Below are 18,219 nucleotides of genomic sequence, written 5' to 3'. Positions count from 1 at the left end.
GTATGCTGTGGCTGTATCTGCACTTTCCATCTCTGCAATTGGATACCTTGTTTAACTCAAGTGAATCGAGCTCAAAGGAAGAATCACACGAGCAACCTATTATCATCGTGGATGAAAAAGATCATCGTGTACTGCAAGCTAATCAAGTCGCGCTGGAATCAGGCATCACACTGGGTATGGGGCTAGGGTCAGCGGCGGCGCTTTGCCATCACTTACACGTTCACCCATACAGCATTGAGCTTGAGAAAAACAAACTGAAAGAGATAGCTCAATGGGCGTACCTGGTGACTTCCGACATGACTCTGTTGCCACCCAATGGCTTGTTGATTAAAGCTTCTAACATGCTATCGCTTTACGATGGGCTGGATAACTACTGGCATGAACTCAAAAGCCATATTGAAGCTCTCAACATTAAGTTCAGTTTTGCCACGGGCTACTCACCGCTCTCTGCGATCCTTCTGGGCAAACAAGCGATCAATCAAGTAACGAACAATGTTCAACAGATGAAGGCTTGGGTTAACCAACAAGCATTGAGTTCTAGTGAGCTACCACCTAAGCAAGTTGAGCGATTAAATCGTGTCGGTATTAATATCGTTGAAGAGCTATTGAAGCTGCCTTTGCAAGAAGTCGCACGTCGCTTTGATATCGACTTGGTCAATTATGTTGGTCGCCTCAACGGGCAGTTCAAGCACCCTATTGATTTCTATCATCCACCAGAAAGCTTCCAGCAATATCTGGAGCTGTTGTTTGATATAGAGAACATTTTATTTATCGAAAAGCCACTGCTGAAGTTGTTGAATCAACTGGAGTGCTTTTTGAAGCTACGTGACAGAGTCGCGTTTGAGCTAACACTGACTCTGCACCTTAGGGATAAAGACGACCACCATGTCTCTTTCTATTCAGCACAGGGCGACTACCTTGCTGAAAAGTGGGCTAACCTTACCCATCTCACCTTAGAGTCACTCAAGCTCACAGCCCCCGTTCAAGGGCTCACTCTCTCGTTAGCTCGTCATGGTGAACCACAAACGGCCTACCATGATCTTTTTGATGGCAATACCGGAACGCTTGCTGCGCTAGATCTACTGTCACTGTTACAGGCAAAGCTCGGACAGGCATGTATTCAAACACCGAAAATACAGCAGGATCCTAGGCCAGAAAAAGCCAATCGCTATTCGCTTCCAACCCTGAATAAAAACGTAGCAAAGAAACAAGCCACCGTTGAGGTTGTGGGACAAACAGAGCCAACTATCAATATAAGCCAACAGCGACTCAGGCCCAGTATTTTGCTGCAGGAGCCCGAAGCCTTAACCGAGAACGTCACCTTATCTCAGGGCCCTGAACGTATTGTTTCTGGATGGTGGGATGGCGAGAAAATCATTCGTGACTACTTTATTGCTCACAGTGAAAACGGTAGATGGTTATGGGTCTTTAGAACACCCGATAAGCAGTGGTTCTTACACGGCTTATTCAGCTAATCAACACTTACTCAGCTAACCAATAAAGAGTTGAATCGCCAACCTGCACCATTGACTCAATTTAAAAGCCCCTTTTTCAATCATGTTTACTCGCAATGATTAAGTGAGATTACGTTATGTCTCAGCAATACTCAGAGCTTTTCTGCCAAAGTAATTACTCCTTTCTTGAGGGAGCTTCACACGCGGAAGAGCTAGTGTTACAGGCCGATTTTTTACGTTACAAAGCACTCGCGATCACTGATGAGTGCTCGGTCGCGGGTATCGTTAAGGTTCACTCTGCAATCAAGCAACATGAACTGTCGCTCAAACAGATTGTCGGAAGCATGTTTTGGCTAAATGAAGAGTGCCAAATGGTTTTGCTGTGCCCAAATAGAAAGGCCTATGCCGAACTGTGCCGTATTATTACTAACGCGAGACGTCGTAGCAGCAAAGGACATTATCAGCTCTCTGAGTGGGATATCATGTCGGCTAAGCACTGCTTTATTCTATGGCTTCCTCAACAGAAAACTGAAGACACCCATTGGGGACAGTGGCTTTCACAACATCACTCAGGTCGATTGTGGATTGGCTTGCAACGACACCTAAAACAGACCGATCAGCAGTACATCGATTACTGTGTGGAGCTGTCACATCATCATCACCTACCAATGACAGCTTGTGGCGGCGTGTTGATGCACAATGCTAATCGCTTGCCCTTACAGCACTCACTCACTGCGATTAAATACCAAAAGCCCATTACCGAAGTAGGCACTCATCTATTGGCGAATGCCGAACGCTGTTTGCGAAGCATCAATAAGCTCTCTCATATCTTTAAAACAGAGTGGCTAGAAGAGAGCAATCGCATCGCTGAGCTGTGTGACTTTGATTTGGATAGCTTGCGATACGAATACCCAAGTGAGCTGATACCTCAAGGTGAAACTCCCATGAGTTATCTGCGCATGTTGGTCGAGAAAGGCAAACAAGCTCGCTTCCCACAAGGTGTCCCTAGTGACATTCAACAGATCATCGATAAAGAGCTAGGACTCATTGACGAGCTCGATTACCCTTTCTTCTTCCTGACGATCCATGACATCGTCATGTTTGCTAAAAGCCAAGGCATTCTTTATCAAGGTCGAGGTTCAGCGGCCAATTCCGTGGTTTGTTACTGCCTAGAGATCACCTCTGTCGACCCAAGGCAGATCTCAGTACTGTTCGAACGCTTCATCAGTAAAGAGCGTGATGAGCCGCCCGATATTGATGTCGACTTTGATCATGAACGCCGCGAAGAAATCATCCAGTACATCTATCAAAAATACGGTAGAGAACGTGCTGCGCTTGCTGCTACGGTCATTTCTTATCGCTTCAAAAGTGCAGTAAGGGATGTAGGTAAAGCACTGGGGCTACAGGAGACCCAGCTTGATTACTTCATTAAGAACACCAACCGCAGAGATAAAAGCCTAGGTTGGCAAGCTCAACTCACTCTATTAGGGCTGCAACCTGACTCTTTAAAAGGTCAGCAGTTTATCCATTTAGTTAATGAAATCATCGGCTTCCCACGTCACCTGTCTCAGCATGTGGGCGGCTTTGTGATCTCTTCAGGCCCCTTGTATGAATTGGTTCCAGTCGAGAACGCGGCAATGCACGATCGCACAATTATTCAATGGGATAAGGATGATCTTGAAACTCTGGGACTGCTTAAGGTTGATGTGCTCGCACTCGGTATGCTGTCTGCCATTCGAAAATGCTTCGACCTGATCAAGCGTATTCATGGTCGTTCATTAACGATCGCAGAGATCACTCGCCTTAAAGATGATCCTCAGGTTTACGGCATGATTCAGCGAGCAGACACCGTTGGCATATTTCAAATTGAGTCACGAGCACAAATGAGCATGCTGCCAAGGCTCAAGCCAAGGACCTACTACGACTTAGTAATTCAAATCGCTATCGTGCGTCCAGGTCCAATTCAAGGTGACATGGTGCACCCTTATCTCAAGCGCCGTGATGGTATTGAGCCAATCAGCTATCCCTCGAAAGAGGTTGAATCCGTTCTATCGCGCACTATGGGTGTGCCTATATTCCAAGAGCAAGTGATAAAGCTCGCTATGGTCGCTGCAGGGTTTACAGGTGGTGAGGCGGATCAGCTCAGACGTGCGATGGCCGCTTGGAAGAAAAACGGCAACGTATTTAAATTTAAAACCAAACTCATTGAAGGCATGCAAAAGCGAGGCTATGACACTGAATTTGCGGAGCAAATCTTTAAACAGATATGTGGCTTTGGTGAGTACGGCTTCCCGGAAAGTCATTCCGCTTCGTTTGCAGTACTCGCGTATTGTTCAGCTTGGTTAAAATGCTATTACCCTGAGTGCTTCTACGCCTCCTTACTGAATAGCCAACCTATGGGGTTCTACAGCCCATCGCAATTGGTACAAGATGCTCAGCGACACAATGTGGCGATACTCCCAGTATGCGTGAATGCCTCTCAAGACAACCACACCGTTGTCTCTCAACAAAATGGTTTAGCGATACGTTTAGGGATGAGACAAATAAAAGGCTTGAGTGAACATGGTATCCAGAGTGTGTTAGCTAACCGGCCGAGCTCGGGTTATCGCCACCCTAGCCAGGTAAAACAGTTATCAATCAACAAGAAAGACATTGAGCTACTTGCCTCAGCAAATGCGCTTCACAACGTTTCAGGTGACCGCTTTCAAACTCGCTGGGCGATTATGGACTCGGCCTCTGATCTACCCTTGTTTAGTCAAATCGATGACAGCTTTGAAAAAGGTAATGACGAACAAAGATTGCAACAACCCAGTGAGATGCAGGATTTACTTGAGGACTTCACCAGTGTTGGGATCTCTTTGAATAAGCACCCCATCACGTTACTGGAAGAAGCTAACCGACTAGGTCGATTCACTCATATGAAAGACTTAAAACAACAACGACACAAATCCATGGTCACCGTTGTTGGGCTTGTAACGGGTAAGCAATCCCCCGGAACCGCAGCAGGCGTCACCTTTGTCACACTGGAAGATAATACGGGCAATATTAATGTGGTGGTATGGGGAGCAACGGCGCGCGCTCAACAGCAAGCGTATCTCACAGCCAAGGCGTTAAAGGTGCAAGGCATCCTAGAAAAAGAAGGTGAAGTGGTACATGTGATTGCAGGTAAGCTTATCGATATTACCGATGAGATTGTTGGCTTAAAAACCAAATCGCGAGACTTTCACTAACAACTAAAATTACTGTTTTATATCGGTAAATAAAACGAAAAAGGGAAGCGCCTGCTTCCCTTTATTTCAAATTGTTGAGTTATACCTCAACGTCAGCTTCCGTACGTCTTTTCTTAAATTCCCTATATAGTAATAAGCTTAAAGTCATAACAACTTTAGACGTCAACCATATCATTAAGAGGAACTACCTTAAATTGTGCGTGAAAAGTTACGTGAGTAGTTGAGCATATTTTGTGACGATTAATATGCTGCATCGATAATAGCAAACGTTTTCCATAAGGTCACTCAAAACAAACCACCTGTCGGTATAATTTACAAAATCTGTCGCATACGCTCCTGCGTTACCTCAACCAACAAGTCCGGTTGGAACTTAGAAATGAAGCGGTTACACCCTACTTTCTCGACCATTGCTTCATTAAAACTTCCACTTAATGAAGTATTTAGCGTAATAAACAAGTCATGCATTCTTGGGTCAGTTCGTACTTCGTGTGTCAGCTTATAACCGTCCATTTCAGGCATTTCGGCGTCGGTGATCATCAACAGAATTTCTTGATTGATGTCTTTCCCTTCGTCACACCAACCCTTGAGTAAGTTCAGAGCTTCTAAGCCATCGCAACACTCAATGATGTTTAATCCAAGCTGCGACAAAGTGCCTTTAATCTGGTTACGTGCCGTTGAAGAGTCATCAACGATAAGTACGTTTCGGCCAATCATCTCTTGAGCTAACTGCTCATCTAACACACCTTCAGAGATCGACACATCGTAATCGATGATCTCAGCTAGCACCTTTTCAACATCGATGATCTCAACGATTTTGTGCTGATCTTCTTCTTGAATATGCGTGATAGCGGTTAGGTAGTTTGCACGACCTGTTGTCTTTGGTGGCGGCTGGATTTCAGTCCATGTTGTATTAACGATATTACGCACCTGTCCAACCAAGAAACCTTGTACAGTTCGGTTGTACTCCGTAATGATCAAGTTACTTTCTTGAGACTCTGCACGTGACGGCGGAAAGCCAATCGCACTTCGCAGATCAATCACAGGTACTGATTCACCACGTAAAGAAGCCACCCCTGTAATATGGTGGTGGGAGCCTGGTAAGCGAGTAAGTACCGGCACTTTTAGCACTTCTTTAACTTTAAATACGTTAATCGCAAATAATTGGCGACTATTTAAGCTGAATAACAAGAGTTCCAGACGGTTTTCACCAACCAGTTTCGTTCTCTGATCAACCGAATTTAAAACGCCAGACATACAACACCTTAGTGACAAATAATAACTGTGGCTACAATAGCCTACTTCAATGGGTTAAAGCAAAGCGCTAATGCACAGAATGCTTAAACTAAGTACAACAAATGTTGTTATACGAAGCTTAAGTACATGGAAAGGATCGGGGAAGGCTAAAAGAAGAGAAAAGAGTTAACCTTCAATAACTTTCATTAGCAACTGACCGTCGTAGAGAGCCTGCTTAATAAGTGCAGCACCTGGCATGGTTGCTTGCTTGTAGAATCGAGATTCCACCAGCTCTAAATCTTGATGGTAAACCGATAAGCTCTGCTCTTCGATACACTTTTGAATCGCCGGGTACAGAACGCTCTTAGCTTGGTTGATAACACCACCGACTAAGATTTTCTCTGGGTTAAACAGGTTAATCACAATGGCAATCGCTGAACCTAAGTAACGGCCTAACTGCTCAATCACTTCGACAGCCAGTGGGTCACCATCAGCCGCAGCAGCACAGATTTGTTCAATCGTGACATCTTCAAAAACGGTAAGCGTGGATTCTTCACCATTGGCTAGGCGCTCTTTCACTTGTTCACGAATCGCCTGTGAACTCGCGACCGTTTCTAAACAGCCTCGATTACCACAATGGCAAAGTTTGCCTTCCTTATCGATCTGGATATGACCCAATTCACCGATGTTACCGTGACGACCTTGCAGAACTCGGCCATCAAGAATAATCCCGGCACCTAAACCGTGGTGAATAGAGATTAAGACAGAGTTGTCATTATCTTGAGAATTACCAAACAACTTCTCAGCCAACGCCCACGCGCGAGTATCATTGGCAATAAAAACCGGCAAGCCCGTTTCTTTGTAGATCTCAGGACCCAAAGCTAAGTTTTCGACATTGTAATGCGGCATTTGCAACACAATACCCTGCTCTGAATTCACAAGGCCTGGAAGCGTGACCGCGATACTGGTTACCCTGTCGAGCTGCTCAGCATAAGTTTGAAAGAATTCGTCGATTTCATGAAGAAGACGCGCAAGTACATCATCTTGGTCGCGTTCGTGAATGTCGATCTTCGTATCGATAAGCACATCGCCGCCCAGTTCATGAAGCGCGATAGTAAGATACCCGCGTCCAAGACGCATCGACAAGAATTGCCAACCTTCATTGTTGGTTTGCAAACCAACAGCAGGACGTCCGCGAGTCGTAGCTTCTTGAACCGTCGTCTCGTGGATAAGGTGAGCTTCCATGAGTTCACGGGTTATTTTGGTAATACTCGCCGGAGCCAACTCACTTTGTTTGGACAGATCGATACGAGAAATAGGACCTTTAAGGTCAATTAGTTTATATACACGACCAGCATTGACCTGTTTGATATGATCAATATGGCCCGGTTGAGCCATGTACATTTTACGCTCCAGAAATCATCAACGGGATAATTTTTTTACTTTGCGAAGTAATTGTGAAGTCACTTGGTATATCGCCGTGACCAGTATCACGTATATACATGAATCTTTGTGTATCGAGTCAAATAGTTCGAGGAAAATTAACACTCACATCGATAATTTACGACTTAATTTTTAGAATAAAACATCGCGTTTGAGTCCTGAATTCAATAATTAAAGGCAAATCAAGAAATATCCTCCTAGCTCCCAATAAATTATCAATTAATGCATATACTTAATTCAGTCTTTTAAAAAGATTACTGGCCTCACTCTAGGAGTATTCATGACAGCTGAATTAAGAAAAACGAAAATCGTCACAACGCTAGGCCCTTCTACCGATAAAGGTAACGTGCTTGAAGAGATCATCAAAGCCGGTGCCAATATTGTTCGTATGAACTTCTCCCACGGCAGCAGCGACGACCATATACAACGTGCAGAAAAAGTCAGAGCAATCGCAAAAAAACTGGGGACACAAATCGCTATCCTCGGCGACCTTCAAGGTCCCAAGATTCGTGTGTCGACATTCAGAGATGGAAAAATTCAACTTGCTGTTGGTGATGAATTCACCCTCGACAGCAGCCTAGGTTTAGGCGAAGGCAATCAAGAAGCCGTTGGCCTCGACTACAAAGAGCTGCCGAATGATGTCTCAGCCGGCGACATTCTGTTACTTGATGATGGACGTGTGCAACTCAAAGTCACCAAGGTCGAAGGTTGCCGCGTTCATACCGAAGTCATCATTGGCGGTCCGCTATCCAACAACAAGGGCATCAACAAAAAAGGCGGTGGGCTTTCTGCAGAAGCGCTAACCGACAAAGACAAACGAGACATCGTCACCGCCGCCCAAATCCAAGTCGATTACCTCGCTGTCTCTTTCCCTCGTAACGGCGAAGACATGCACTACGCTCGCCAACTTGCGCGTGAAGCAGGCTTAGAAGCTCACCTAGTCGCCAAAGTAGAGCGAGCAGAGACGGTATCGACCGTTGAGAACATGGATGACATCATAATGGCTTCAGATGTGGTCATGGTGGCTCGTGGTGACCTCGGAGTAGAAATTGGAGACCCAGAGTTGGTCGGTGTACAAAAACAGCTTATACGCCGCGCTAGAGCCCTTAATCGCACTATCATCACTGCAACTCAGATGATGGAATCAATGATCTCCGCTCCAATGCCTACCCGTGCTGAAGTAATGGATGTCGCGAACGCTGTGCTTGATGGTACTGATGCGGTAATGCTGTCAGGTGAAACCGCTGCCGGGCAATACCCAGTAGAGACGGTAAAATCGATGGCTGAAGTGTGTGTGGGCGCCGAGAAGATGGCAAATGTCAATCAGTCCAACTACCGAATTGACCGCACTTTCGTGACAGCAGAAGAAACAGTATCAATGGCAACCATCTACTCTGCCAACCACATGGAAGGCATTAAAGGTGTAGTCACGCTGACTGAGTCTGGGCGCACTGCTTTGATGATGTCTCGCTTAAGTGCTGACATGCCTATCTACGCTTTGTCTCGTAACGAAGGAACGCTAAACCGTTGTACCTTGTATCGAGGCGTAACCCCTATCTACTTTGAGACAGAAGCCAAAGACAGCTTTGACATTGCACTATCGACACTTGCTTGCCTAAAAGAGAAAGGACACCTCAAGTTTGGTGATCTCGTGATCATTACCCAAGGCGATATCATGGACGTGGCTGGCTCAACCAACTGTATGAGAATCCTACCTGTCACCTAGCTAAAAGCAGATGAAGCAAAAAAACAGCGACAACATGAGATAAAAGTAAAAGGGTTATCGAACTAAGTTCAATAACCCTTTTTTCATTTCAGTATGTTATCTCAACAAAGCTAGCTATAGCATTCCGCCCGTATTATTTATCAATAACAATACTTGCCAATTGCGGCATATGGGAACTGCGAGCGTTTTCTGTTGTGGTATAAGTTTCAACGAATCGATAGCCGGCTTCTAAACCCAATTCGTAATCATGGAGCAAATCTTCTTTGTCACTCATTAAAGAGCTCGATTTTAACGGTCTACTTGGCGCGATCTGCACCACAAAGGCATCATCCGGAGGAGAATTCAAAAAGTCTTGAGTCAACGAGTAAGTTTGGTAGTGCACCATCAACATGTCAGCCAACCCAGAATCAAACTTATCACCAATTAAATGGCTTAATCGATAAATATCATCAGCACCAAACAACCATCGACCGCCATTAAGTAAATCTAAATGCCCACGGTCACGCTTCTGTTCTTTAGAGCGTAGGATCTGCTGCTGGAAGAAAGAGGTCCAGTCCGTCTTCCATTGATCCACTTTTTGTTGCCAATGGCCTTGAACACTATCGAACGATTCTCGGAACCACTCCAGCTCCTCGGCAGTTACCGGTTTAGGTGCTTGAATTTTCTGTTGCTGCTGCGGAGCTTGAACTAGCGGTCTCCCCTCTTCATCCGTTACAGGTTCTGTACGAATCACAACAATTGAACGAGCCTGCCTACGCCACGCCTCTTGAACGGGAATAGAGGCAGACACGCCGCCATCCACATAAGCACTATCACCAATCAAGATCTCATCATTGTACAAACGAGGAATGGCACAAGTTGCTATCATCACCTTATACCAATCGTCTCCCAACAGAGGGAAGTAGTGATCTCGTAAATCTTTAGAACCCGTTACCGCCGCATAGAAGTGCCGCTCACCTAAGGTTTGTCGACCTAAATCAAGGTCGAGCTTGTAGGGATAAGCCATGATTTGCTCTAAGGCCCACTCAAGCCCTAAATTCTTCCTGTGCCGTATGTAAGAGAACAGATTGAAGAACTCTGGAGAGGTGGTCAGGTCAAGGACAAAAGAGCGCCCTAAGCCTTTATCACGGCACAAATAGGCACATAAGTTAAGCGCACCTGCCGAGGTACCGAAAAATTCATCGAAGGGGTCAAAATTAGAGAGGAGAAAAGCGTCGAGAACGCCTGAGGTAAAAATACTTCTCTGTCCGCCCCCCTGAGCGACCAGTGCTGTTTTACCAGCAATAAACTTAGCGTAATAATCTAAGTCTATTGCGGTATCAATATTGGTTACGAACCCACTATTCATTATTTCCTGAGTATCAAAACTCAGCCTCGCAATAAATGGTATTAACTACCGATCGCAATAAAGCCAAATGAAAGAATGATTACGTAGATGAACGCTGTAATTTGTAGGGCATTTTTCAGATTATGTTCCATAGACACCTCTGGCTTATTATTAATTTGTTGAGTCACTATTTAAGTACTATCAGGTGTGTGAAGTATCTTCAAGAATCGTCGAAATTAGTCGCACGATATTGATGTAACCATCACAATTAGTAAGTGTATGGATAAGGATATACTCATGAATAACATAGCAAATATGATGACGTTGGTTGCACTTTTCTCGGTTTCGAGTGTTTATGCCTCACCGGAGATCATTATTACTCCAATGGTTGGTTATACCGCCGGAGGGAGTGTTGAAGATCAAGATGGTAAAAACTATGACATGAAAGGATCTGAAAATTACACCTTTGCCATTGAAACGCCGCTTGAGAAAGGACGTATTGGCTTCTTTTACTCGAATCAAAGCTCAGAGCTGGAAACGCTTAACCTAAGCTCTTCAATCCAATACCTGCACTTTCAAAGTAGTATTTACTACCCTGCATCTTCGGTTCTGTCAGGGTACCTAGGCTTAGGACTGGGCGCCTCTTATGTTGATGTGAACTGGGCGAAAGATAAATACGGTTTCTCGACGTCGATTTTTGGCGGTTTAGAATATAAGTTTAGTGACCGCTTAGCGCTCAATACCCAAGTTCGTTGGTTAGGTACCGTCGTAGATAACGACACAACCGGCGTATGCAACATTCCAAGCAATGGCCAAGACTGCATTATTCGCTTTGATACAGACTGGATGAACCAATTCCAAGCCAATGTTGGATTAAGTTTTACTTTCTAGATGACAATGCATACTACAGAAATGAAAAAGCCAGCTAATTTGCTGGCTTTTCGCTGTATCGTATTTTTCAGTTCAACTTTAGAACTTATAGGTCACACCCAGAGCACCGCCTAGTTGCAACTCAACACCTTTGTACATATCAAGTTCAGGGTGAACCTGTGCGTAAGCATTCCAACCTTCGTAGAAGTTCACTTTAACGCCTAGCGGTAAGCGTAAACCAAAGTCGTCATTCCATTCAGCCCAAGCACCCGCGCCGACGTACCAGCTCAACGGAGCTTCAGTCTCGAACTGACCTCGCTTCCAGATGTAATCAAATGCAGCGCCGTCATTACCAATAGTGACACGGTATTTCTGGTCAAACTCAACAACGGCACTCAGATCTTGGTCAACGGCTAGACCAACTTCTAACGCAGGAGCTTCAGAAGCGTGAGCTAACGAGGCAAGGCTGCCGCACATAAGGCCAATCAAGTAACGATGTTTCATAGCATTCTCAAACTGTTTCAAAAAACGGTAGGTTAATTAAATACCGACACCATTTGTCATCATAAGGTTAAAGATAGCAGGCCATCAAAGGTGATATCCATAGGAGAGTAATTTTAAATGAATGGTAAATAACTGAGAGACAAAAGAATAAGTTTGATGAAACATAGCTAAACAGTAGAAAACAAAAAAGGAGGCCTTTCGGCCTCCTTTCAATTTATTGAATCAGTGAATTAACCGTTGTTACGGATCCACTCATCCATGTCTGTTTTCAGGTTGTCAGATTTAGTACCGAAGATAGCTTGTACGCCACCCGCTACTACTACAACACCTGCAGCACCTAGTTTCTTCAGCTTGTCTTGGTCAACAACCGCTGTATCAGCAACTGCAACACGTAGACGAGTGATACAAGCGTCAAGACCAGTGATGTTAGCTTTACCGCCGAATGCAGCAACTAGCTCACCAGCAAGTTCAGAACCAGTCGCAACTGCTTCTTCTTCTGACTCGTCTTCACGACCAGGAGTTTTAAGGTCTAGAGCTTTAATCACAGTGCGGAATACAATGTAGTAGATTGCAGCGTAAGCAATACCACATACAACCATTAGACCCATCTTAGACGCGTTGCCAGATAGAACTAGGAAGTCGATTAGACCGTGTGAGAAAGATGTACCGTGTACAAAACCTAGAGTGTTCGCAAGAACGTAAGCAGAGCCAGCTAGTAGAGCGTGGATTGCGTACAGAACAGGAGCAACGAATAGGAATGAGAATTCAATTGGTTCAGTGATACCCGTTAGGAATGAAGTTAACGCAGCAGAAGCCATGATACCCATTACTTTAGCGCGGTTTTCAGGCTTAGCTGAGTGTGCAATTGCGATTGCAGCAGCAGGTAGACCGAACATCTTGAACATGTAACCACCAGCTAGCTGACCGAAGCCATTGCCCGCTGCACGAGATGCGTCATCAGCAACTAGGTAACAAGTAAGAACACCGTTTTGAGTTTCGCCAGCAGCGTTTACACAAGTACCAGCTTCGAAGAAGAAAGGTACGTTCCATACGTGGTGAAGACCAAATGGAATTAGAGAACGCTCAACGATACCGTAGATACCAAACGCCACTTGTGGGTTTTGGTGAGCAGCCCAATCAGAGAACGCAGAGATAGCGCCACCAACTGGAGGCCATACTACAGATAGTAGAATTGCTAGACCGATCGCAGAAAAACCTGTGATGATTGGCACAGCACGCTTACCAGCGAAGAAGCCAAGGTACTCAGGAAGTTGAATACGGAAGAAACGGTTGAATGCCCAAGCAGCAACACCACCGACTAGGATACCACCTAGTACACCAGTATCGATTTTATCAACGCCCATTACACCAGCCATTACGCCTAGTGTAGCAGTCATGATGCCGTAACCAACGATTGCAGCTAGACCAGCCACGCCATCGTTGTTAGTAAAGCCAAGTGCAACACCTACTGCGAACAGTAGTGCCATTTGACCGAATACTGAACCACCAGCTTGCTCCATAAGGTTTGAAACAATTTCTGGAATGAAAGGAAGATCTGCTGCACCGACACCTAGCAAAATACCCGCAACTGGTAAAACTGATACTGGAAGCATCAGAGACTTACCAACTTTTTGCAGGCTAGCAAAAAGGTTCTTAAACATGTTTATGCTCCTGATAAAGATAAAATAATTATATGGGTTCTAACGGCACACCCCCGTAGCCTATATGTTAGCACCCAGTGAAAATGTAACCATGTATTGCATTATATTTTCTGCCGCTAAATATATATTGATGCAGAACTAACTTTCTAGTGACTTACGAAATTTAGTTTCAAAACACGTCTTGGATCACATGTCAAATCTAGAAATGCAATGGTTTACAATAAAATAAACGATTGAAATTTAAGAGCATTTTTACAAGTCATTATTATTTTACTGGGTAAATAAAATAAGAGGGAATGTTATTTTTAGTAACAAAATTACAAATGTTATAATTCACGCTCTCAAGTTCAACATAATTCGTAAACATTAAAAAAAAACGTATTTTTGGTGATCAAAAACACAAAAAGGGAGCTTTCGCTCCCTTTTATTTGTTTAGTTAGTTTTTTATCGCAAAAAAAGTTTTTGGTAATTTTTGGTCGTTTGTTCAGCAACCTCTTTCATCGATACACCTTTTAATTGCGCGATGTAGGCCGCCACTTCCACAACATATGCAGGTTGATTCTGCTTTCCACGATATGGGATCGGTGCTAAGTATGGAGAATCCGTTTCAATCAGTAGCCTATCTAACGGCAGACTCTTAACGACCTCTTTAAGCTCTGTTGCCTGCTTAAAGGTCACAATACCTGAAATTGAGATATAAAAGCCCAGCTCCATGGCCGCTTCAGCAAATGCCTGATCTTCGGTAAAGCAGTGGATTACACCACCACACTTCTCTGCACCACCATCACGAAGAATAGCAAGTGTATCTTCACGCGCATTACGGGTATGTATGATCAAAGGCTTGTTCAGTTCAACCGCTAGTTCAACATGCTGTTTAAATCGCAGTTGCTGCAGTTCAGCCGTTTCAGGCTGGTAATGGTAATCAAGGCCAGTTTCACCGATGGCAACGACTTTAGAATTGCTCGCGTATTCACGCATTCTTTCTAAACTAAAGTCACTCTCAACATCAAGAGGGTGAACGCCACAAGACGCGTTAACGTTATCAAACGGTGCAATCATTTCGAGCATGTTTTCAAACGAATCTAGTGTCACACCTACAGAAAGTAGTTGGTCAACATTCGCTGCTTTTGCTTTGTTCACGACATCTTCTACACTGGTGTGTAAATCTTGGTAATCCAGCTTATCTAAATGACAGTGGGAATCTACGAACATGTTTCCTCGCAAGTGGCTATCAGCCAATTCATTATGAGTAGCTCCGTATTGAGCCCAGGGTGTTGCTTCAACTGCTCAGTCAATATCAACAGTTTATGTGCTGCAGTATAGGCGCTTTGATAAGACATCACCTCACGCAGCGCATTAGCGCTGGGAGTGATAGCCGTATTCGCTAAGCCAAAATGCAGCTTCTGTACGTCAGACAATAAGTGCCATAACCAACCCAATTGAATCAAAGGGTCTTTGCTAAGCTCTGTCGAGAACTTTAGCATGTCAGGTTGAGTGCCTTTGATGATATTAACGAAACCGTCGAACACTTTCTCGGAAGCGTCAATACCGCCCTCTTCAAACATCGCTTTCGCTTTCAACGGAGCATTGTCGTTAAGTGCCAAAATATACGCAGGAACGGCCTTACCCACTTCTCCATCTAGCCATGCTGAGCCCGCTTCCAATTGTGGGCTCACCACATTGAACTGCTGACAGCGACTGATGATGGTTGGCATTAATCGATTACTGTTACGAGTCGATAAAATGAAAATACACTGGCTTGATGGCTCTTCGAGAGTTTTCAAAAGAGCATTAGAAGCCGACTCGTTCATCGCTTCAGCAGGCTCAAGCAAGATAACGCGTAAACCGCCCAACTGGGATGACTCTTGAGCCCAGCGATTACTAGCACGAACTTGATCAACCGTGATCGATTTGCCTTCTTTCTCTGGCGAGATGACATGAAAATCGGGATGACTGCCCGACTTCATTAACTCACAGCTATGGCAAAAACCACACGCCTCACTTTCATAGTTTGTGCACATTAATGCATCGGTAAGTTGGCTAATGAGAGCGTCAACGCCCAACCCTTCCGGCGCATTAACAATCACCGAATTAGGAAAACGCTCAGCATCGAGGCTTTTTTTCCACTCACTCCAAACTGGTGTGAGCCAAGAATACACTTCCGCCATGACTACCTACTGTTGGTCTAGCCACGTACTAAGCGCTTGCTTAATATCCGCGGCTACTTGTTCTATCTCTTGCTCTGCATTGATCACAAGAACCGACTCATCTTGCGCAGCGATCTCAAGGTAACGTTCACGCGTGCGATCGAAGAAAGAGATATCCATCTTTTCAATTCTATCGAGCTCACCACGGCCACGTGCACGCTCAAGCCCTACTCTAGGGTCTAAGTCCAAGTATAGAGTTAGATCCGGCTTAAAATCGCCTAGTGTGGTTGCTTTCAATGATTCCATTGTCGTACGCGCGATCTGGCGACCACCACCTTGATACGCTTGAGAAGACATATCATGACGATCACCCAATACCCATTTACCGCTATCTAAAGCAGGCTTAATCACGTTTTCGACTAATTGAACACGTGCAGCGTACATCAGCAGTAACTCAGTCATGTCTTGAAGCTGTTCGCCTTCGTGCTCTTCTTTGACCAGTGAACGCATCTTTTCTGCCAGAACAGTACCGCCTGGTTCACGAGTGTTTACTAGCTCTTCAACACCAGAAGCTTTCAATGTCTCAACAATGGCATTGATAGCTGTACTTTTACCCGCACCTTCAAGGCCTTCAACCACGATAAATTTCGACTGATTCATAATTCGTTCTTTATTTGTTTTTTCTTAATTGTTTTAAGTAAGCTCGTACTGCACGGTTGTGCTCAGCCAAACTCTTTGAAAATACGTGCCCACCTGTGCCACTCGCGACAAAATAGAGGTAATTGCTCTTTTCTGGATTCAGAGCCGCATTAATTGACGCTCGACCTGCCATGGCAATCGGCGTTGGCGGCAGGCCACTCATAGTGTATGTGTTGTATGGCGTTGGGGTTCTTAAATCTTTCTTACGGATGTTGCCATCATAGCTATCGCCCATTCCGTAAATCACCGTCGGATCCGTTTGTAGACGCATACGCTTGTTTAAGCGGTTAACGAATACAGACGACACACGTTCACGCTCTGAAGCTACGGCCGTCTCTTTCTCAATAATAGAAGCCAGAATCAGAGCTTCATAAGGTGACTTAAGAGGCAGTTTATCCGCTCTGTTTTCCCATTCATCGTTCACCACGTTCATTAGGTCTCGATGGGCACGCTTCAACAAATCTAAATCGGTTGTGCCGTAGGTGTAGTGGTAGGTTTCCGCTAAGAACAAACCTTCTAGCTTCTCATTTTCAATGCCAAGCTTTTCAGCGATCTCTTTTTCAGACACACCATCTAACGTCTGTTGAATGAATTCATTGTCTTTTAGCTGCACGAGCCATTCGTAGAAACGACTGCCTTCAACAAAGGTGATGGTAAACTGGTGCTCTTTACCCTCTACAAGCACTTGCAGCGCTTGCTCAAGCGTTAACCCCGGCTCTAGCAGGAAAGTACCCGCTTTTACGTCAACAAGCTCAGGGTGAAGCTTACGGATTAATTTCTCATAAGGAGATGCCTCAAATAGGCCCTCATTGATTAACTGAGCCAGCACGCGGTTAAAGCTGCTGCCTGAAGCAACGGTAACTACCTGCGGCTTTTCTAATTGAATAACTTGTTTCAGGTTATCTTGTGCTTGGTTATACACATAGAACCCGGCAGCGCCCGCTGCAATGAGGCACAAGATAATAAAAATAAATAACTTTTTGATCACGAGTTTAGTTGTCCTTGAAGGCTACGAGTAACGGTTCCAATGTCGAATTGGGTTTCACTAATACGGGTAACAGGGGCAACCCCTAAAATGGAGTTGGTGATGAAAACCTCATCAGCTTGCATGAGTTGAGGTAAGCAATAGTCACCAATAGTAACGGAAAGTTCAGTTTGGTTCAGCGCAGTTAACACTTGCTTACGCATAACTCCCGCTACACCACTTTGGGTTAGCTGAGGCGTACAAATCACCTCACCTTGGCGCCAAAACAGATTGGCCATGGTGGTTTCAATCACATTGCCAGAGATATCAAGAACCAAACCGTCAACTTCACCAGCTTGATCCATCTCGTCTTTCATCAGTACCTGCTCAAGACGATTGTTATGCTTGTGACCAGCAAGCAATGGGCTCAGCCCTAAAGCTTGGCGACAAATCCCGAGTTCAACTCCGGTATCTTGCCATGCCTCATAATGGCTTGGGTAATCAAACGTACTAATGGTAATGGTTGGCTTAGCAATGTTCTTAGTGCTGTAGCCTCTGCCGCCAGCACCGCGGCTAACATGCAGCTTTATTCCGGCTTTTCTACTATTGAACTTATTTGCACTTTCGAGGTGGCAGTTTTGGATGTGTTGAATTGCGCTATTGAGCCAAACGTTAACCACATTCCAATCTAATGCAGAAATACGTAACGCTTTTAGACATTCATCGACACGCTGTTGATGGTCCTGAAAATGCTGGATCTGACCATTTTGGACAAGCATTGTCGTAAAACAGCCGTCTCCGTATTGAAACGAACGATCTAAGATGTCGATAGTTTGCTGGCTTTGTCCGTCAACCCAAAACATGTTTTTCCCCATAAAAAGAAACGGCTCAATGCTAAGCATCAAGCCGTTTAAAAACAAGTCTAATTATGACTATCTACGACGTTTAGGTCTTTTATAAG

The 18,219-nt window shown here is 44.7% G+C and carries 15 protein-coding genes; 4 read left to right on the top strand and 11 right to left on the bottom strand.

What is annotated here, in order from left to right; all coding sequences use genetic code 11:
* Positions 1-2 precede the first annotated feature (2 nt).
* Positions 3-1,475, top strand: a complete 1,473-nt coding sequence (locus F0228_RS10665) for a DNA polymerase Y family protein (protein WP_171730710.1) — start codon at positions 3-5, stop codon at positions 1,473-1,475.
* 116 nt (positions 1,476-1,591) lie between these two features.
* Positions 1,592-4,684 carry an error-prone DNA polymerase gene (locus F0228_RS10660; protein ID WP_171762228.1) on the top strand — a complete coding sequence of 1,031 codons (3,093 nt, stop codon included), beginning with the start codon at positions 1,592-1,594 and terminating at the stop codon, positions 4,682-4,684.
* Between the two features lie 312 nt (positions 4,685-4,996).
* Here the strand turns inward: F0228_RS10660 and F0228_RS10655 are convergent, their stop codons facing one another.
* Complete coding sequence (locus tag F0228_RS10655) at positions 4,997-5,938, bottom strand: chemotaxis protein CheV (RefSeq protein WP_061033766.1); 942 nt, start codon at positions 5,936-5,938, stop codon at positions 4,997-4,999.
* A 165-nt stretch (positions 5,939-6,103) separates the two neighbouring features.
* A complete protein-coding gene (locus tag F0228_RS10650; protein WP_061033767.1) occupies positions 6,104-7,321 on the bottom strand; it encodes an ROK family protein in 1,218 nt (405 codons plus the stop codon).
* A 319-nt stretch (positions 7,322-7,640) separates the two neighbouring features.
* On the opposite strand from F0228_RS10650, the gene pyk reads away from it, so the two are divergent.
* A complete protein-coding gene (gene pyk, locus F0228_RS10645; RefSeq protein WP_116871823.1) occupies positions 7,641-9,086 on the top strand; it encodes a pyruvate kinase in 1,446 nt (481 codons plus the stop codon).
* Between the two features lie 133 nt (positions 9,087-9,219).
* On the opposite strand, the gene F0228_RS10640 is transcribed toward pyk, so the two are convergent.
* On the bottom strand, positions 9,220-10,434 hold the full coding sequence (locus F0228_RS10640; RefSeq protein WP_171762227.1) for a DUF6363 domain-containing protein: 1,215 nt from the start codon (positions 10,432-10,434) through the stop codon (positions 9,220-9,222).
* 41 nt (positions 10,435-10,475) lie between these two features.
* Positions 10,476-10,565: a YnhF family membrane protein gene (locus tag F0228_RS10635; protein ID WP_105057857.1), complete on the bottom strand. Its 90-nt coding sequence runs from the start codon at positions 10,563-10,565 to the stop codon at positions 10,476-10,478.
* 145 nt (positions 10,566-10,710) lie between these two features.
* Between F0228_RS10635 and F0228_RS10630 the strand changes: the two genes are divergently transcribed.
* Positions 10,711-11,304, top strand: a complete 594-nt coding sequence (locus F0228_RS10630) for a porin family protein (protein WP_171762226.1) — start codon at positions 10,711-10,713, stop codon at positions 11,302-11,304.
* A gap of 78 nt (positions 11,305-11,382) precedes the next feature.
* On the opposite strand, the gene F0228_RS10625 is transcribed toward F0228_RS10630, so the two are convergent.
* From F0228_RS10625 to pabC, 7 genes are all read right to left on the bottom strand, one after another.
* Positions 11,383-11,787, bottom strand: a complete 405-nt coding sequence (locus tag F0228_RS10625; protein ID WP_008223638.1) for a hypothetical protein — start codon at positions 11,785-11,787, stop codon at positions 11,383-11,385.
* A 230-nt stretch (positions 11,788-12,017) separates the two neighbouring features.
* A complete protein-coding gene (gene ptsG / locus F0228_RS10620; protein ID WP_008223640.1) occupies positions 12,018-13,448 on the bottom strand; it encodes a PTS glucose transporter subunit IIBC in 1,431 nt (476 codons plus the stop codon).
* A gap of 444 nt (positions 13,449-13,892) precedes the next feature.
* Positions 13,893-14,660, bottom strand: a complete 768-nt coding sequence (locus tag F0228_RS10615; RefSeq protein WP_061033771.1) for a YchF/TatD family DNA exonuclease — start codon at positions 14,658-14,660, stop codon at positions 13,893-13,895.
* Complete coding sequence (locus F0228_RS10610; protein WP_061033772.1) at positions 14,651-15,616, bottom strand: DNA polymerase III subunit delta'; 966 nt, start codon at positions 15,614-15,616, stop codon at positions 14,651-14,653. The genes F0228_RS10615 and F0228_RS10610 overlap by 10 nt, the downstream gene beginning before the upstream one ends.
* 6 nt (positions 15,617-15,622) lie before the next feature.
* On the bottom strand, positions 15,623-16,255 hold the full coding sequence (gene tmk, locus F0228_RS10605) for a dTMP kinase (RefSeq protein ID WP_061033773.1): 633 nt from the start codon (positions 16,253-16,255) through the stop codon (positions 15,623-15,625).
* Between the two features lie 10 nt (positions 16,256-16,265).
* The gene (mltG, locus tag F0228_RS10600) at positions 16,266-17,282 is read right to left on the bottom strand and encodes an endolytic transglycosylase MltG (protein ID WP_171762225.1); all 1,017 of its coding nucleotides are present in this window, start codon (positions 17,280-17,282) and stop codon (positions 16,266-16,268) included.
* A complete protein-coding gene (pabC, locus tag F0228_RS10595; protein WP_116871818.1) occupies positions 17,279-18,121 on the bottom strand; it encodes an aminodeoxychorismate lyase in 843 nt (280 codons plus the stop codon). The genes mltG and pabC overlap by 4 nt, the downstream gene beginning before the upstream one ends.
* Positions 18,122-18,219 lie beyond the last annotated feature (98 nt).

The sequence above is a fragment of the Vibrio sp. 99K-1 genome, assembly GCF_013114585.1.
GTDB lineage: Bacteria > Pseudomonadota > Gammaproteobacteria > Enterobacterales > Vibrionaceae > Vibrio > Vibrio chagasii_B.
This window is presented reverse-complemented; position numbering and strand designations above follow the sequence as displayed.

What these genes read in the sequence shown, in the direction of transcription:
- F0228_RS10610 (WP_061033772.1), bottom strand. Translation starts at nt 15,616, where the DNA reads ATGGCGGAAGTGTATTCTTGGCTCACACCAGTTTGGAGTGAGTGGAAA.
- ptsG (WP_008223640.1), bottom strand. Translation starts at nt 13,448, where the DNA reads ATGTTTAAGAACCTTTTTGCTAGCCTGCAAAAAGTTGGTAAGTCTCTG.
- pyk (WP_116871823.1), top strand. Translation starts at nt 7,641, where the DNA reads ATGACAGCTGAATTAAGAAAAACGAAAATCGTCACAACGCTAGGCCCT.
- F0228_RS10615 (WP_061033771.1), bottom strand. Translation starts at nt 14,660, where the DNA reads ATGTTCGTAGATTCCCACTGTCATTTAGATAAGCTGGATTACCAAGAT.
- F0228_RS10665 (WP_171730710.1), top strand. Translation starts at nt 3, where the DNA reads ATGCTGTGGCTGTATCTGCACTTTCCATCTCTGCAATTGGATACCTTG.
- F0228_RS10650 (WP_061033767.1), bottom strand. Translation starts at nt 7,321, where the DNA reads ATGTACATGGCTCAACCGGGCCATATTGATCATATCAAACAGGTCAAT.
- pabC (WP_116871818.1), bottom strand. Translation starts at nt 18,121, where the DNA reads ATGTTTTGGGTTGACGGACAAAGCCAGCAAACTATCGACATCTTAGAT.
- F0228_RS10625 (WP_008223638.1), bottom strand. Translation starts at nt 11,787, where the DNA reads ATGAAACATCGTTACTTGATTGGCCTTATGTGCGGCAGCCTTGCCTCG.
- tmk (WP_061033773.1), bottom strand. Translation starts at nt 16,255, where the DNA reads ATGAATCAGTCGAAATTTATCGTGGTTGAAGGCCTTGAAGGTGCGGGT.
- F0228_RS10640 (WP_171762227.1), bottom strand. Translation starts at nt 10,434, where the DNA reads ATGAATAGTGGGTTCGTAACCAATATTGATACCGCAATAGACTTAGAT.
- F0228_RS10635 (WP_105057857.1), bottom strand. Translation starts at nt 10,565, where the DNA reads ATGGAACATAATCTGAAAAATGCCCTACAAATTACAGCGTTCATCTAC.
- F0228_RS10655 (WP_061033766.1), bottom strand. Translation starts at nt 5,938, where the DNA reads ATGTCTGGCGTTTTAAATTCGGTTGATCAGAGAACGAAACTGGTTGGT.
- F0228_RS10660 (WP_171762228.1), top strand. Translation starts at nt 1,592, where the DNA reads ATGTCTCAGCAATACTCAGAGCTTTTCTGCCAAAGTAATTACTCCTTT.
- F0228_RS10630 (WP_171762226.1), top strand. Translation starts at nt 10,711, where the DNA reads ATGAATAACATAGCAAATATGATGACGTTGGTTGCACTTTTCTCGGTT.